Source organism: Paenalcaligenes suwonensis, assembly GCF_011290505.1.
Lineage (GTDB): Bacteria > Pseudomonadota > Gammaproteobacteria > Burkholderiales > Burkholderiaceae_B > Paenalcaligenes > Paenalcaligenes suwonensis.
Map to the genome: position 1 here is coordinate 625,808 of NZ_JAANPV010000001.1, position 15,383 is coordinate 641,190.

17 protein-coding genes are annotated in these 15,383 nt (G+C 50.8%); 9 read left to right on the forward strand and 8 right to left on the reverse strand.

Features of this window, described 5'->3' with window-relative positions; genetic code table 11:
* Window positions 1-122 precede the first annotated feature (122 nt).
* Window positions 123-2,807, forward strand: coding sequence for an AsmA family protein (locus GY634_RS02935; RefSeq protein WP_166407059.1), 2,685 nt, complete (start codon window positions 123-125; stop codon window positions 2,805-2,807).
* 40 nt (window positions 2,808-2,847) lie between these two features.
* On the opposite strand, the gene GY634_RS02940 is transcribed toward GY634_RS02935, so the two are convergent.
* The 3 genes from GY634_RS02940 to rsmD all read right to left on the reverse strand — a co-directional run bounded on the left by GY634_RS02940 (window position 2,848) and on the right by rsmD (window position 4,343).
* The gene (locus GY634_RS02940; protein ID WP_166407060.1) at window positions 2,848-3,105 is read right to left on the reverse strand and encodes a YfhL family 4Fe-4S dicluster ferredoxin; all 258 of its coding nucleotides are present in this window, start codon (window positions 3,103-3,105) and stop codon (window positions 2,848-2,850) included.
* 66 nt (window positions 3,106-3,171) lie between these two features.
* Window positions 3,172-3,687, reverse strand: coding sequence for a pantetheine-phosphate adenylyltransferase (coaD, locus tag GY634_RS02945; protein WP_135861852.1), 516 nt, complete (start codon window positions 3,685-3,687; stop codon window positions 3,172-3,174).
* Window positions 3,688-3,764: 77 nt separating this feature from the next.
* Entirely contained in the window at window positions 3,765-4,343 is a 579-nt protein-coding gene (gene rsmD, locus GY634_RS02950) for a 16S rRNA (guanine(966)-N(2))-methyltransferase RsmD (RefSeq protein ID WP_166407061.1), read from the reverse strand.
* Window positions 4,344-4,398: 55 nt separating this feature from the next.
* Between rsmD and ftsY the strand changes: the two genes are divergently transcribed.
* Window positions 4,399-5,745 carry a signal recognition particle-docking protein FtsY gene (gene ftsY, locus GY634_RS02955; protein WP_166407062.1) on the forward strand — a complete coding sequence of 449 codons (1,347 nt, stop codon included), beginning with the start codon at window positions 4,399-4,401 and terminating at the stop codon, window positions 5,743-5,745.
* A 50-nt stretch (window positions 5,746-5,795) separates the two neighbouring features.
* On the opposite strand, the gene GY634_RS02960 is transcribed toward ftsY, so the two are convergent.
* Window positions 5,796-7,346, reverse strand: a complete 1,551-nt coding sequence (locus GY634_RS02960) for a CYTH and CHAD domain-containing protein (RefSeq protein WP_166407063.1) — start codon at window positions 7,344-7,346, stop codon at window positions 5,796-5,798.
* Between the two features lie 67 nt (window positions 7,347-7,413).
* Here GY634_RS02960 and ribBA point away from each other — a divergent pair, with 67 nt between their 5' ends.
* The 6 genes from ribBA to GY634_RS02990 are packed head-to-tail and all read left to right on the forward strand — an operon-like array spanning window position 7,414 to window position 11,592.
* Window positions 7,414-8,586, forward strand: coding sequence for a bifunctional 3,4-dihydroxy-2-butanone-4-phosphate synthase/GTP cyclohydrolase II (gene ribBA, locus GY634_RS02965; protein WP_166407064.1), 1,173 nt, complete (start codon window positions 7,414-7,416; stop codon window positions 8,584-8,586).
* Between the two features lie 14 nt (window positions 8,587-8,600).
* The gene (gene ribH / locus GY634_RS02970) at window positions 8,601-9,119 is read left to right on the forward strand and encodes a 6,7-dimethyl-8-ribityllumazine synthase (protein WP_166407065.1); all 519 of its coding nucleotides are present in this window, start codon (window positions 8,601-8,603) and stop codon (window positions 9,117-9,119) included.
* Window positions 9,067-9,600: a transcription antitermination factor NusB gene (gene nusB / locus GY634_RS02975; RefSeq protein WP_166407066.1), complete on the forward strand. Its 534-nt coding sequence runs from the start codon at window positions 9,067-9,069 to the stop codon at window positions 9,598-9,600. Before ribH ends, nusB begins: the two co-directional genes overlap by 53 nt.
* 1 nt (window position 9,601) lies before the next feature.
* Window positions 9,602-10,561 carry a thiamine-phosphate kinase gene (thiL, locus tag GY634_RS02980; RefSeq protein ID WP_166407067.1) on the forward strand — a complete coding sequence of 320 codons (960 nt, stop codon included), beginning with the start codon at window positions 9,602-9,604 and terminating at the stop codon, window positions 10,559-10,561.
* A 26-nt stretch (window positions 10,562-10,587) separates the two neighbouring features.
* Window positions 10,588-11,094: a phosphatidylglycerophosphatase A family protein gene (locus tag GY634_RS02985; RefSeq protein ID WP_242683584.1), complete on the forward strand. Its 507-nt coding sequence runs from the start codon at window positions 10,588-10,590 to the stop codon at window positions 11,092-11,094.
* Complete coding sequence (locus GY634_RS02990; protein ID WP_166407069.1) at window positions 11,095-11,592, forward strand: CinA family protein; 498 nt, start codon at window positions 11,095-11,097, stop codon at window positions 11,590-11,592.
* Window positions 11,593-11,595: 3 nt separating this feature from the next.
* Here the strand turns inward: GY634_RS02990 and pyrF are convergent, their stop codons facing one another.
* Together pyrF and GY634_RS03000 are read right to left on the reverse strand one after the other, a co-directional pair.
* Window positions 11,596-12,420, reverse strand: coding sequence for an orotidine-5'-phosphate decarboxylase (gene pyrF, locus GY634_RS02995; RefSeq protein ID WP_166407070.1), 825 nt, complete (start codon window positions 12,418-12,420; stop codon window positions 11,596-11,598).
* A gap of 144 nt (window positions 12,421-12,564) precedes the next feature.
* On the reverse strand, window positions 12,565-13,374 hold the full coding sequence (locus GY634_RS03000) for a sulfite exporter TauE/SafE family protein (protein ID WP_166407071.1): 810 nt from the start codon (window positions 13,372-13,374) through the stop codon (window positions 12,565-12,567).
* Window positions 13,375-13,476: 102 nt separating this feature from the next.
* On the opposite strand from GY634_RS03000, the gene GY634_RS03005 reads away from it, so the two are divergent.
* Entirely contained in the window at window positions 13,477-14,253 is a 777-nt protein-coding gene (locus tag GY634_RS03005; RefSeq protein ID WP_166407072.1) for an AraC family transcriptional regulator, read from the forward strand.
* A gap of 15 nt (window positions 14,254-14,268) precedes the next feature.
* On the opposite strand, the gene map is transcribed toward GY634_RS03005, so the two are convergent.
* Window positions 14,269-15,027, reverse strand: a complete 759-nt coding sequence (map, locus tag GY634_RS03010; RefSeq protein WP_166407073.1) for a type I methionyl aminopeptidase — start codon at window positions 15,025-15,027, stop codon at window positions 14,269-14,271.
* Window positions 15,024-15,236, reverse strand: a complete 213-nt coding sequence (locus GY634_RS03015; protein WP_166407074.1) for a ParD-like family protein — start codon at window positions 15,234-15,236, stop codon at window positions 15,024-15,026. The genes map and GY634_RS03015 overlap by 4 nt, the downstream gene beginning before the upstream one ends.
* Window positions 15,237-15,383: the final 147 nt, after the last annotated feature.

Here is a 15,383-nt window from a genome sequence, read left to right on the forward strand (position 1 = left end):
GCTTATTGCTGGAAAAACACACTTTTTTACCGTGTGATGCGCTGTACCAAGGGTTGCGGTAGGATGCAGGCTGGAAGCGTGATGCTCAGCGAAAATAGATGGAATGGTGGTTTGAGGACTAAATGAAAGTGTGGTTCAAGCGTAGCCTCTTAGGCTTGGTAGTGATTTTCATCGTGGCATTAGTGGGTGCCGCTATTTTCTTGCTGACTTTTGACCCCAATGCCTACAAACGTAAGCTAGAGGAAATCGTCTACGAGCGCTACCAGCGTACCCTTGCCATCGAGGGTGAAATTGAACTGTCTTTATTTCCCCGTATAGGTTTGTCGGTAAATGGCGTGTCGCTGTCCGAACGCAATAGCGACCAAACCTTTATGTCTGTAGACAGCGCACGCTTTGCTGTGGCGATCTGGCCTTTGATGTCCAACCAATTTGTGGTGGATCACGTTTCGTTAAACGGTTTTAAGGTTTGGCTAGAACGCGAAAAAGACGGCAGCTTTAATTTCTCTGACTTACTAGACGATACCGCGCTGGATACTACGGCGCCCACTACCGCTAATTCTGGTGGCTGGATCATGGGAGCCGCTCAAGCGGCAGAGGTGGAAAACCCCGCAGAAGGTACTGTGTCTACTGAGCCCGAACCGGTAGCCAAAGAAGACGAACCGGGGTCTGAACTGAGCAAAGTATTGGCCAGCTTAAAAGAGGCTGTCAGCCCGGATACCGGCAAAACGAAATTCCAAATTGATATTGCAGGCCTAGACTTTCGTGAAGGCGAGGTGCACTACTACGACCAAATTTTAGGCGGCGGTGGGCAAATTGTAGGCTTGGATATGAATACGGGGCGTATGACCTTTGGTCAGCCCTTTGACTTGAAGTTTAAAGGCCGTCTGCAAGGCACCAAGCCGCATATGGAGGCAGCGTTAGATGGGCAGGCCTTGCTGCGTTTAGATCCCTATAGCCATATCTATGCCGCCCAACGCATTAATGTACAGGTGCAGGGTGATGTAGGTAGCTACAAAACCGAACAATTGCAGCTCAAGGGGGGCGTAGAATACCAATCCCTCGTGGGTGTGGTGCGTGTACAAGGTATGGAGTTGACTACCCAAGGTGAGCTAGCCAGCAGAACTATGCCCTTGTCTAACGTACAGGCAAGCCTGAATGTGCCTGACTTGATCTACGCAGGGCAACATTCTTTGCTGCGTATCCAGCGTTTGGCGCTACGTACTAAAGGGAATTACGAGCACGACTCCGTAGAGTTGGCCTTGGATATTCCTGATGTATATACCGACAGCAACTCAGCCGAAATGAAGTCACCCATCGTTGGTAGCTTTATACGTTCGGGAGTAGATTCTACCGGCATTAAACTGCGTATAGACGAGCTTAGCGGTACGGGCCATGCGCTGCGTGCCGAGCGCTTTAGTGTAGATACCGTACTGAAACAGCCATTACAGGCATGGGTGCTGAAAGTAGCCAGCCCGTTGGTATGGCAGCGAGAGCAAAAAACACTGACATGGGAAGCGTTGACCGGGGTGTTTAGCCTAGAAGACGAGGGTTTGCCTAATCAACGTGTACAAGCAGATATAGCTGGTTCATTGGTGTGGGCTATGCCGAATAACCAGTGGGACACCAGACTGGAAATAGGTGAAAGTGCGGGGCATATTGCGCTAGATGCGCGTTACCAGCCTAACGCTACCCCGAATCTGGATTTCAACGCTCAGGTACAAGATACCGATTTTGCCAATTGGATTCCTTCTGCTGAAGTACGCAAGCAGCGAGGTCGTGTGGTGTCTGGGGAGCAGCAGGACGCTACCGAGAAGTTTGTGGGCCCTGTGGCGGGCACAGTGATGGATCTAAGCTTCTTGGAAAAGTACACCGTACAAGGTAAAGCGCAGCTGCAAAATGTGAAGGTAGGAAAGTTCACCCTTAATCAACTCAAAGCCGATTTGGGCGTGGCGCAAGGTGAGTTGCTGCTGAAGTTAAACAGCGCCGAGTTCTATCAAGGTAGTTTGTTAAGCGAATTACGTTTGAAGTCTGACAGTAGCTTACGTGCTTCTGTGGATGCGTATGGTATTGAGTCAGGTGCCATTCTCGAAGATGCTTTTGGTCAAACCCGCATGAGCGGTAAAAGTGATGTGAGCGCACGGGTAACAGCAGCAGGGCACACGCCAGCAGCATGGTTACGCAGTCTGAGCGGTACTTTTAATATGGATACCGTGGATGGTCGTGTGTATGGGTTGGATGCGTTTGAAACACTGGCTAGTGTGGTGGATGTAGCCAAAAACGCGTTTAGTCCGCAGTTGCCGGCCTTGGCCTTGGATTTCGACCTAGCGCGTAGCACCAGTTTTTCAGCGTTAAGTTTGCAATCAACGTTGCGTGATGGCGTGCTGAGCTTTAACTCTATGCTGGCGAACTCACCTGATTTACGTATTAGTATGCGTAAACCATCGTCTATTAATTTGGTAGATCAAACCCTAGATTTAACGCTGGAGTTTCGTTTGCAAAGCCAGATGCGTGGCAGTGCGAATGCTGGTTTGTTAAAAGAGCTGTTTAAGGTCAATGTGCCAGTACAGTTAACGGGTTCGCTGTCTCATCCTGATCACCGCATCTTATGGAGCGAAATCAGCAGCAAACTGGTGCAACAAGCTCTGGAAAGTGGTCTGGTGGAAAAGCTGGTGAGCCAGCCCTTGCTAGATACTTTAATGGATACTCGGGAAACCGGGGCGGCACTCACTAAGCGGGTAGAGCAAGCGGCGCCTAACCGTAGTTTGGGAGTGTTGTTCAGAGATTTATTAGGGGTGGCAAAACCGTAATAAAAAAACGGGGCTAGTAGCCCCGTTTTTTATGGCCTGATTAGGCTTCAGTCAGCCCAGCGAGTTTCTGAAATTTTTTCAGTAATGTCTCTTGGCTTTCTTGGTGTTCAGGGTGTACTTCAATGCATTCTACAGGGCAGAACACAATGCACTGAGGCTCGTCAAAGTGCCCCACGCATTCTGTACAGAGTGAAGGATTGATCTCGTAGATCTCTTCACCCATGTAAATAGCGGTGTTGGGACACTGCGGCTCACAGACGTCGCAGTTAATGCATTCTTCGGTAATGGTAAGGGCCATGGCTATTGCAAAAACTAAAGCAAAACAATGAGTTCAGTGTATACCGTCTAGCCCTTCTTTGCCGCTTTAACCCTTTTTAGCGAGTAGTTCTTGTTGTTCGCGAGCGATACGTGCTTTGCTGACCAACCAACGTTCTACTGAAGGGAATACGAACTTGCTGACGTCACCACCCAAAATCGCAATTTCACGCACGATAGTGCCTGAGATGAATTGGTATTGATCAGATGGAGTCATGAACAGGGTTTCAACTTCTGGCAGCAGGTGGCGGTTCATACCAGCCATCTGGAACTCGTATTCGAAGTCGGACACGGCACGCAAACCGCGAACGATGACTCGGCCATCCTGTTCACGTACAAAGTCTTTAAGCAAACCGGCAAAGCTTTTAACTTCTACGTTGGGGTAATGGCCTAGTACTTCACGGGCAATCTCCACGCGCTCCTCCACGCTGAAGAATGGCCGTTTGGCTTGGCTATGAGCAATACCCACCACCACGTGATCAAACAAGTTCGCCGCACGGCGTACTAGGTCTTCGTGGCCACGGGTAAAAGGGTCAAAGGTACCTGGGTAAACAGCTGTAATCATGAGATATTATTATCGATGAAAGTGATAGCAGATGTTGCGCAGAACAATACTGTCACGATGAATATTTAGTTATGGCGTTAGGCATTATTATCTGTTTTTTGCGCCGCAGCAAACATGAACAGCGAATAATGCACATTTCCTGCTCGTTGCTCCCGTAATGGTGTAAGAAAATCGGGTGCGGTGATGGCACTTTCAGATTCTACATACACTAAGGCATCCGGGGCTAAAATACGGGGCAGTAAGGGCCAAACCTTGTCCAGCCATTGCTGGTTAAAGGGAGGGTCTAGAAAAACCAGATCATAAGGCATTTCAGTGCGTTTCAATACATGCAAAGCATCGCCCGCATGGATGCGTACAGACAGGGCGTCTAGCTTGTTGCGTATTGCCCTCAGCGAGGAAATGGTTTCTGGGTTGTTTTCCACCATTTGTACGTGTGCGACGCCGTGCGAGGCGGCTTCAAAACCTAATGCACCCGAGCCTGCAAACAAGTCTAGTACACGTTTTTGTTGGAAATCATCTGCCCAAAAATGGCGTAACCAGTTAAAGAGAGTTTCGCGTACGCGATCGGGAGTAGGGCGTAGCCCTGCAGCTTCCGGTACAGTGATAGGTGTGCGACGGTATTCGCCGCCTACAATACGGATTGTGTGTTTTTTCATGGGCGCGTAGTATCGCCAGTGGCGTGATCCAGAATTTTGCTTAAGTGTAGATTGTATGTTCAGTTTTTTTAAAAGAAAGAAAGCCGCAAAAGAAGAGGCTGTTGTCAACACGACGCATGAGCCACTTCAGCCCACAGCGGTAGAAGAACCTGTGCCAGAGGTGTCCAAGGCTGAGGCCGTTGTGCGCGCACCCGCACAGGTGGAAGTGTTGGCACCCGACGATGGCGTTTTTACAGAGCATGCGCGGGAAGTGCCGGCAGTGTCAATGGTTGATACGCCAGTCGTAAATGCACAGCCTGAAGCGCAAACTATTGCAGAGCCAGAGCCAGAGCCAGAGCCAGAGCCAGAGCCAGAGCCAGTTGTAGAGCCTGTGGTTGAGGCGGTAGTGGTTAGCGATACTATTGTTGCCGAACCCGAACCCGAACCCGAACCCGAACCCGAACCCGAACCTGTTGCTGCGCCTGCGCAGCCAGCAGAACCCGCCAAAGGTTCATGGTTGTCGCGCTTGCGTCAGGGTTTATCGCGCACAGGGCAGGCTATTGGCGGTATCTTCGTTGGGGTTAAGGTAGATGAAGACCTATTTGAAGAGCTAGAAACAGCGCTCATCATGGCGGATGCTGGTTTAGAGGCAACCGAGAAGTTGCTGACCGAGCTGCGCGCCAAAGTGAAGAAAGACCGCATTACCCAAGGCGAAGAGGTCAAAGTCGCGTTGCGCGAAATTCTGACCAATCACTTGAAAGTGTTGGAGAAGCAGTTTGATACCAATGCGGCCAAACCGCTAGTGGTTATGATCGCTGGTGTGAACGGTGCCGGTAAAACCACCTCTATAGGTAAGTTGGCTAATGCCTTCCAAGCACAAGGTGCATCGGTATTGCTGGCAGCGGGGGATACCTTCCGTGCGGCCGCACGTGAACAGCTGATCGAATGGGGTAAACGCAATAATGTGGCCGTGATTGCCCAAGACGGTGGTGACCCTGCGGCAGTCGCATTTGATGCGGTCAATGCGGGTAAAGCGCGTGAAACCGGTGTGGTGATGGTGGATACTGCGGGTCGCTTGCCTACGCAGTTGCACCTAATGGAAGAACTGAAAAAAATTCGCCGCGTAGTCGCCAAAGCCGATGGCAATGCTCCACATGAGGTATTGTTAGTGGTTGATGGCAATACAGGGCAAAACGCACTGTCGCAGATCAAAGCCTTTGATGCCGCTATTAACCTGACAGGTTTGGTGGTCACTAAGCTGGACGGTACAGCGAAGGGCGGTATTTTGGCGGCGGTAGCGGCTGGTGGTCAAGGTGTGCGTCCTGTGCCGGTGTACTGGATTGGTGTAGGTGAAGGCATACATGACTTGCAGCCTTTTGTGGCCAGTGAGTTTGCCTCAGCGCTGTTAGGTGATAAAGCCTAAGTAGGCCTAGCCAAGAAAAATGCCACCTGTATGGCTACAGGTGGCATTTTTTATTCTGGGTACGCGGTGTGTACTAGCTGCTTTAAGACTTTTTTGGCTTGTTTCACATAATGTTGGCGGGTGGCGGTTAACCAGCCCAGTGCCCAGTTACGTTGCTCAGTATCTTCTAGGTTTTGTTGGCACCATTCGTGGGTCACATCACAGTCGGTAATTTTGCCTAAAAAATGCTGGGTGTTGCGTAGGGCATCATATAAGGGCCGGTGTGATGAGGTACCTAAAAACTCTAAGCAGTAGCGCAAGGTTTTAATGCGATTACGTAGTCGGTGCTGTTGGCGTTGGCTTAGTTCAGCAAAATTTTGGCTGCGTAACTGAATAGATTGCAGTTGAGCTCGCAATACAGCGTGCAGAGCTAAATAAGGCTTAGCCTGTACCGCATCGGTTTCTTCGGGAAGTAGGCTTTGACCGCTGAGCAGTTGAGCCAGATTGTTGAGTAAACAGCGCTGGAACTCGGGGCTAGCGGCTAACTGCTGTATTTCAGCATTCGTGCTGGCGGTAGTGGGCAAAATCAGTGCCGGGCCGGGTAAGCCTGCAAGCATCAGTCTGGGCAGTGTTTCAAGACTAAGTAGGTCAGAGTCCCTCGCTGCGCCAAATAAGGCAAAGAAGGGGCGCATTTCGCGTGTAGCAGCTTGTTCGGCGGTGCTCATCCATGGGCTGAACAATCGGCGGCAGGAACGTAATCTACGCATGCCTACTCGCATTAACGCCAAATTAGTGGCTTGTTGCTCTTCATCGGCTTCATGTCCGTCAATGCCAGCCAATAGCGAGGCATTACGAATGATTTGACCCAAATACAGTAAGGCGCTGTCCACATAACCTTGCTGCAGGTCGTGAATAGCCGGAAAGGCGTGTGAGTGTAGTCGGTAAGCGGGGTATAGCGCAGTATGCAGAGCGTCGTCGCTGGTTGCGCCACTGTCTACGACTTGCGCCAAGATATCGCCGCGTTCAGATTTACTGCGCAAGTCTATCACCAGTCCAAAGCGCTCTAGCCATTCAGAACTAAGCTGAAAAATGCTGGAAACCTCACCTTCAATGAGTTCAAACTCAATTTCATGGACTGGGAGTTGATAGTGACCGGCTTGAATAAAGCCGTTGTCTAGCGCGATTTCTACAGTAGAGCCGTTGCAGTCAAGGCGTACATGATGGCGTTCAATACGCGTTTCATAGCGCGGCGCTAAGGCAGGGGCGTGCTGTAGCACGGCTGATGCTGCCTCTATGTTGTCATACAGGGTTAAATCCAGCGTAGGCGTAGGGCGTACGTGGTTGTATTCCAGCTTCGATAATTCATCGGGGCCGGCAGTCTTTAAGGTCTGAACCCACTGGTCGCCCTCTAGGCGCAATCGCAGTGCCGTGCGTGCTTTGGCCAGCGCCCGAGTTGGCGTGTCAAAGTAAATAGCATGTAGGGGTTGGAGGGAAGGGTTTAATGCTGCAACCTGTTCCAGTAGCCCCTTCCGGCTCTGCTCAGGCACATACAGTTTCAGCTCGCGTTCTAGCACAGGGATAACAAAAGTGTTGGGTTGATGAGTGATATTGGCACACGCCATCAGCGTATTGTACGAATTGGCCGTGCAAGCGCTAAAATGGAGCTATCTACTATAAAGCAGGAATGTCATGAGTCATACATTACAGACAGAGCTTTCCGAAGCGGATATGCAACAAGCAATTTCATCCGTGACCGAGATCGTGGCTGAGCTACGGGCTGGTCGGATGGTGATTCTGGTCGACGAAGAAGATCGAGAGAACGAAGGCGACCTAGTGATGGCAGCTGAGTTCATCACGCCAGAGGCCATTAACTTCATGGTTACCCATGCACGCGGCTTGGTGTGTTTGACCCTAACCGAAGAGCGTTGCCAACAACTGGATCTGCCCTTGATGGCTTCGCGTAATGGAACGCGTTTCGGTACTAACTTCACAGTTTCCATCGAGGCTGCCGAAGGTGTTGCTACCGGTATTTCGGCAGCAGATCGTGCGCGCACGATCAAAGCAGCAGTGGCACATGATGCTAAACCTGCTGATTTAGTACAGCCTGGGCATATTTTCCCAGTGAAAGCCGTCAATGGCGGTGTGTTGGTACGAGCTGGTCATACTGAGGCTGGTTGCGACTTAACTCGCATGGCTGGTTTGACCCCTGCCGCGGCTATCTGTGAAATCCTGAAACCCGACGGCAGCATGGCACGTTTGCCAGACCTCGTTGTGTTTGCACGCGAGCATGGTTTGAAGATTGGTACTATTGCCGACCTGATTCAATACCGTAGCGAGCATGAGTCCATGGTTGAGCGTTTGTTTGATAACGAACTGACCACACCATGGGGGAAATTCCAAGCGGTTGGTTACCGTGATTTGGCGTCGGGTGCACTGCATTTAGCGTTGCAGCACGGCACGATTACACCCGAAACGGAAACGTTGGTGCGTGTACACGAACCAACAACTGTATTAGATTTGTTGTGCTCAGAAGGTAAAGAGCACAGCTGGACGGTTGCTGCTGCATTGGATGTGATTAAACAATCCGAGGCAGGGGTAGTGGTACTGATGAACTGCCAAGGTGAAACAGAAGCGTTGTTCGAGCAGTTTGCAGCACGCCAAGCGGCAGCCTCGTCTACCGAGTCTGGCGAACAGCGTCAGCACCGTTATGATTTGCGTACCTATGGCATTGGGGCCCAAATTTTGCGTGATTTGAACGTGGGTAAGGCAAAATTGTTAGCCCGACCACGTAAAATGCCAAGCATGGCAGGCTTTGCCCTGACCATTACGGGTTACTATAGCGAACCAACTCATTCTGCTTGATCGGAGCCGCCACTATGAATCCTTATATCGTAAATCCTGACTTTAATGGCGAAGGCCTGCACATTGGTATTGTGCGTGCTCGTTTCAACGAAGAAATCGGTACAGCACAGCTGGAAGCGTGTGTGGCTGAACTGGTGGCCTTGGGTGTAGATGCGCGTGATATCACCGTACTGTCTATCCCAGGTGCTCTGGAAGCAGGTTTGATTTTGGCCCAAATGGCTGAAACGGGTGAATTCGATGCCTTAGTGGCATTGGGTGCTGTAATCCGTGGTGAAACCTACCACTTCGAGATTGTCAGTAATGAAAGCGCTGCGGCAATTAGCCGTGTGTCGTTGGAAATGGGCATGCCTATTGCCAACGGTATTCTGACTACCGAAAATGATGAACAAGCGCAGGTGCGCGCTGCTGAAAAAGGCCGTGATTGTGCCCGTACAGCAGTAGAAATGGCCAATTTAATGGCATTGCTGGAACCCGACTTCGATGAAGAAGACGAGTTCGAAGAGGAAGAAGATTTTGACAACGACGACGAATAAAGCACCGGGCAGTAACGGTCGCCAAAACCCTACTCGCAGCGCCCGTAGACGGTCGCGCGAGTTTGCGTTGCAGGGGATCTATGCGTGGTTGATCCGTGGTGTAGATGGCACGCGCGAAGCGGGTGCCATCGATGCCCACATACGTGGTGAAGAATACTTTAACGACGCCGATGCGCAGTGGTATCACACGCTGTTTTACGGGGTAATCCAAGAAGCACCTGAACTGCGCGAGCAGTTTATGCCGCATGTGGATCGTCCTTTAGAAGAGCTGTCTCCTATTGAGCACGGAATTTTACTGTTGGGTAGCTACGAGTTAGCCCATCATGTAGAAGTGCCTTATCGTGTTGCTATCAACGAAGCTGTTGAGTTGGCAAAAGAGTTTGGTGGCACCGATGGCTTTAAGTTCGTGAATGGTGTTCTAGACCGTGTAGCAGCGGCAGTACGTCCTGCTGAAGTGAAGAAATACCAGAATCGCAGCTGAGTTGCCCAAAGAATTTGATCTAATCGCACAGTATTTCACCCGTCCTGCCCCTGAAAAAATGGTAGGTGTGGGTGACGACTGTGCGATTTTTTCATTGCGCGCTGGCTACGATATGGCCACCAGTACCGACTTGTTGCTGGAAGGGCGGCACTTTTTCTCGGATGTGGATCCCTATTTATTGGGGCGCAAAGCGTTAGCGGTCAACCTGTCAGATTTGGCAGCAGCTGGTGCATCAGCACGTGCGTGCTTGTTGAGTTTGGCATTGCCTTCAGTAGACGAAGCGTGGCTGGCAGCATTTAGCCGTGGCTTCTTAGAAATGGCCGATGCGTATTGCTGTCCTTTAATTGGTGGCGATACCACGCGATCGTTAGATCACATCACCATAGGTGTGACAGTGATGGGTGAAGTCCCGTCAGGCAAGGCTTTGCTCCGTAGTCATGCCCACATTGATGATGATATTTGGGTCAGTGATTACTTAGGTGCGGCCGATTTGGCGCTACGCTATTTAAGCGGTAGTTTGCCAATGGATGCACAGCGATTACACGATTCCAGAGCGGCGTTGGAAAACCCGGCCCCTCCCGTGGCATTTGCCCAGCACCTACCCGGTGTGGCACATGCTGCTATTGATATATCAGATGGTCTTGCACAAGATTTAGGCCATATTTTAAAAGCTAGCCAATGCGGTGCAGAGGTGCACTGGCCCATGCTTCCTGTGCATGCTGCGCTACACGGGTTGCCATTGCCTTTGCAGCAGGAAGCGGTATTAGCAGGGGGCGATGTGTTTCAGTTGTGCTTTACAGCGGCACCGGCACAGCGAGAAAAGTTGCAGGCCTTAGCTGCCGAGCACCAGATTGCATTGCACCGCATAGGGCGTATTATCAGTGGCGCTGGTCTACGTGTGCTAGACCAAGCAGGCCAACCTATTCTATTAGCTCATCAGGGGTTTGATCATTTTGCCTGATGACGCCTGTGCTACAGGAAATAAGCATGGTTAAAGATTACTCTCAACAATCCCGTCCCTCACTACGTTGGGTGTTTGAGCGTCCCGAACGCATTATCGCTTTTGGTTTTGGTAGTGGTGTGATTTATCCCGGACCAGGCACCTGGGGCACCGTATTGGGCTGGGGGCTTTGGGCAGTATTGGGCCAGTTTCTGCCGTTGTCGGTGGCGCTGATTGTGGGTGTGGTCGCGTTTATCGTGGGCTGCTGGGTAAGTCAGAAAGTTGGCGATGAATTGGGTGAGCCCGACCACAGCGGGATGAATTGGGATGAGGCGGTCGCTATTTGGTTGGTGTTGTGTTTTACGCCAGCGGGCTTCTGGGCGCAGTTGTGCGCATTTATTCTGTTCCGCTTTTTTGATATTGTTAAGCCAGAGCCTATTCGCTTCTTGGATCGCCGTTTTAAAGGTGGTTTCGGGGTGATGTTGGACGATTTACTTGCTGCGCTATATGTAGTGATCATCATGGCGCTATTGGTACGTTTCGAGGTGTTCTAAATGCTGAATACATCCCTTCATGATCTAGCTACAGCGTTGGGCGACAAGCTCATGCGCGAAAAAATGTTCTTGGCGACGGCTGAGTCCTGCACTGGTGGTTTAGTGGCGGGCGCGTGTACTGCTATTGCCGGTTCTAGCAATTGGTTTGAGCGTGGTTATGTGACTTACAGCAACGAAGCCAAGCAGGAAGATCTAGGTGTCAGCACAGATACCTTAGAGCGCTTTGGTGCTGTCAGTGAAGAAACCGCCATGGAAATGGCAGCAGGTGTGCTGGCTGTTGTGCCTAAGGCCGATCTTGCTATCTCTACGACGGGTATAGCAGGACCGGGAGGGGCAACGGCGGGTAAGCCTGTGGGTATGGTGTGTTTTGCGGTAGCCAGACGCACGGATGAAGGCGTGTCGGCTCGCGCTTATACCCAGACTTTTGATGGCGATAGAACACAAGTACGTGAACAGGCTGTGCAATTTATTTTGCACAGCGCTTTCACGTCACTTTAAGTGTTAACGGCCGCGTGCTTGATTGATAGCGTCGCGGGTTTGGCGAGCCGCCTGTGCAGCGGCTTCGCGCCAGTCTTCGCCTTGGCTAGCGTACAAAATGGCGCGTGATGAGTTAATCATCATGCCATTGCCTGTGCTGCTAGCACCCGCTACAACCGTAGCAGGAATATCGCCACCTTGAGCGCCAATGCCAGGAATCAGCAAAGGCATATCCCCTACGTGTTGTCGTACCGCAGCAATTTCTTCGGGGAAAGTCGCCCCAACGACCAAACCACACTGCCCATTTTTGTTCCACTTGTTAGCGACCAGTTCTGCGACATGCAGGTACAACGGTTGGCCGTTTTCCAGTTTTAAAAATTGCAGATCAGAACCACCAGCATTTGAGGTGCGACACAGCACGATCACACCTTTTTCTTCCCATTCTAGGTAGGGCTCTACGGAGTCAAAACCCATGTATGGGTTTACGGTCACCGCATCCGCTTGGTAACGGCCAAAGGCTTCTAGTGCGTAGTGGTTGGCAGTGGAGCCTATGTCGCCACGTTTGGCATCCAGCACTATAGGCAACCAAGGGTAATGCTCGCGCACGTATTGGCACAGCTCTTCTAACTGCGCTTCGGCCGCATCGGAAGCAAAGTACGCAATTTGTGGTTTGATACCGCACGCATATTCAGCTGTCGCATCGACGATTTGGCGACAAAACTCAAAAATGGCATTAGGACGCTCACGCAGTTCAGCAGGAAAGCGGTTGGGGTCAGGGTCTAAGCCCACCATCAACAGTGAATTGGTCTGATTCCAGGCGTGTTCTAGTTTGGCGTTGAAGGTGTTCATGTGTAGGCGTGGCGTAGTCTAAAGAAAGGCACCAACTAAGGTTGGTGCCTGTTGCATGAGCATCCATTATAAGACAAAGCCTTGCGCCTGGCATGGCGGTACGATAGGAGCTAGGCGGATCTGCCCTTTTTGTGGTGTGTAGGGTCACACCGCAATCATGACGCCTAAAACCATGCACAGCAGCAAGATATAAATTTTGGCGTGAATACGATCGGGGATGCGGCCTATCCACCGGGCAGCGACACGAATGCCTATCCATGAGCCTGCTACCAAGATTATGCAAGCCGCCACGTCTACATAACCTATATGCCAAGAGCCTAGTGAGACGTGCTCTCTGGATGCCAAAATCATGTAGGTTAAGGTGCCGGATATCGCCATGGGCAGTGATAAGGGGTTTGCCATCGCTGTGGCGCTAGTCATGCTGGCACCGCGTCTACGCATGAGGGGTACCGTCATGACACTACCTCCTACGCCTAGTAATGCGGCAAAGCCACCAATAATGATTCCTAATGAGGCTGTTTGGGCGGTAGACATAGGACGTATGTTATTTTGGCTTTCGTGCATAAAGCCGGGCCTAAACACGCTATCTAGGATGGTGAGTAGCAAGTAAATAATAAATGCCCATCGTAGCCACGACGCGTTCAGATTCAGTGCTGCGGTTGCTCCCAGTACCGCTCCTATTGCGATGTACAGCATAAAAGGACGTATAAGGTCCCAGCGGAGTGTGCCAGCGATAAAGTGGCGGCGTGTTGCCAAGCCGGTACCAAAGATCATGACGCAGGTAGAGGTGGCAACAGCAATATGCATGGCCGCCTGACCTATTTCGCTTTGGGTACCGTGCAGGGCAATCAGTAGGGTATAGAGTAGTGGTACGACGATAAAGCCACCACCAAAACCAAATAGCACCGTCGTGACACCAGTCAGCAAACCAAAGCCTAAAAGCAGCCAATACATGGGAAACCTCAAGAATCAAAACTGTACTATAGGCAACTACTATCTGGCTTGCTTTCGCTTATTGGTCAATAATGATTGAATTTCGGCCAAATAGAGAAAGTGATGCACAACGTACGATTAAGTGAGGTAGATGCAGTAGATCGCCCTGTACTGGCTATAGGTACGGACTATCTGCCAGGCACGTTGCTGGATACGCATAGTCACCGTAGAGCACAGATGCTGTATGGCATGAGCGGCTTGATGGAGGTGGAAACCGAGGTGGGGGCATGGGTGATACCGCCGTACAGTGGTGTGTGGATTCCAGCGGGGCAACCGCATCGTGTACGCATGCAAGGTGTAAGTACACGTAGTTTGTACATAGAGCCAGATGCCGTGCCTAGGGGAACCTTGCAATGTGAAGCCCTAATAATTTCGCCGTTACTGCACCATTTATTATTGGCCTCGGTAGAGGTGCCCGCGTTGTACGAACTTAACGGGCGTGATGGTGCGTTGATGCAGTTGTTGTTGTACGAAGTGGGTCGTGCGCCAGCTATCCCCGTTTTTGCGCCATTACCCTATGACACGATGCTGGCACAGCATTGCAGGCGGTTTTTACACCAGCCCAGTATTCAATCTACACCCCAAGATTGGGCTGACGCATTGCATCAAAGTTTGCGTACTTTCACCCGTTTTTTCAGACAGCAAACAGGTATGTCCTTTGGTGAGTGGCGAAAACAGGCGTGTTTGATGGCGGCGTTAGCACACTTATCCACAGGGCAAACGGTGACGCAAATCGCATTGGATTTAGGCTATGAAAGCCCTGCGGCCTTTTCTGCTATGTTTAAAAAACAGTTGGGGCGTGCGCCCTCTACGTTTATGCAGTCAGACAGCCCTGTGTAGAAGGTTGCAGACGGACTATTTTTCTTCGTCGCGCAAGGTGAGTACTTTGACGCCAGTGCGTGTGACGGCAACGGTATGTTCAAACTGCGCAGAAAGCTTTCCGTCATCGGTCACGACTGTCCAACCATCGTGTTCGGTGTACACGTCACGTCGGCCTTGATTCACCATAGGCTCAATCGTAAAGACCATACCTTCTTTTAAGGTTTGCCCCGTTTTGGGCTTACCCCAATGCAATACGTCTGGTTGTTCGTGCATTTCTTTGCCAATACCATGGCCACAATACTCTCGGACTATAGAGTAGCCATGCAGGCGAGCATGACGTTCGATGGCGTAGCCTATATCTCCTAGTCTGGCGCCAGGGCGTACAGCATGAATGCCTTTCCACATGGCTTCGTAGGTGATTTGCACTAACTTTTTAGCAGCGGGTGATACGTTACCCACTAGGTAGGTTTTGCTAGAGTCGGCGATATAGCCATTTTTCTCTAGGGTGATATCAAAATTAACGATGTCACCGTCTTTAAGTATTACCGAGGATGATGGCACGCCATGGCACACCACATGGTTGGGGGACGAGTTTAGCGAGTACGCAAAGCCATATTGGCCTTTGCTAGCAGGGCGCGCTTGCAGAGTGTGGATGATGAAGTGATCTACAAGGTCATTTACCTGCATGGTAGACATGCCTAGCAGATTGTAGGTATCTAGGTGAGCAAACACCGAAGCAAGCAACCTGCCTGATTCGGCCATGAGTGCGATTTCTTCTGGGCTTTTAATCATAAGCCAGTTCCACTTACTGCATGTGGGTCTACGCCGGCGGCCTGAAGTTCGCGGGCGACTAGATCATTAAATGGCACCGTGGGGTTCATTTCACAGAGCATGCCCATTTTGATCCAGAAAGCAGCTTGAGCGTTGATAGACCTGCAGGCGACAGCGCTGGCTTTACGCAGTTGATCGTGCAGTTCATCGTCAATATTTACTATACCCATACCTTACCTATATATGAAACGTATATAGATCATATCATGATCGTAATTCGTGTAGATAGGTACAGGAGAAAAGAAAAAACCCTGCAGCACGCTGCAGGGTTTTTAGTGGGGTTTCACGCCTTGCTATACAAGGCGTGAAGGAGGATG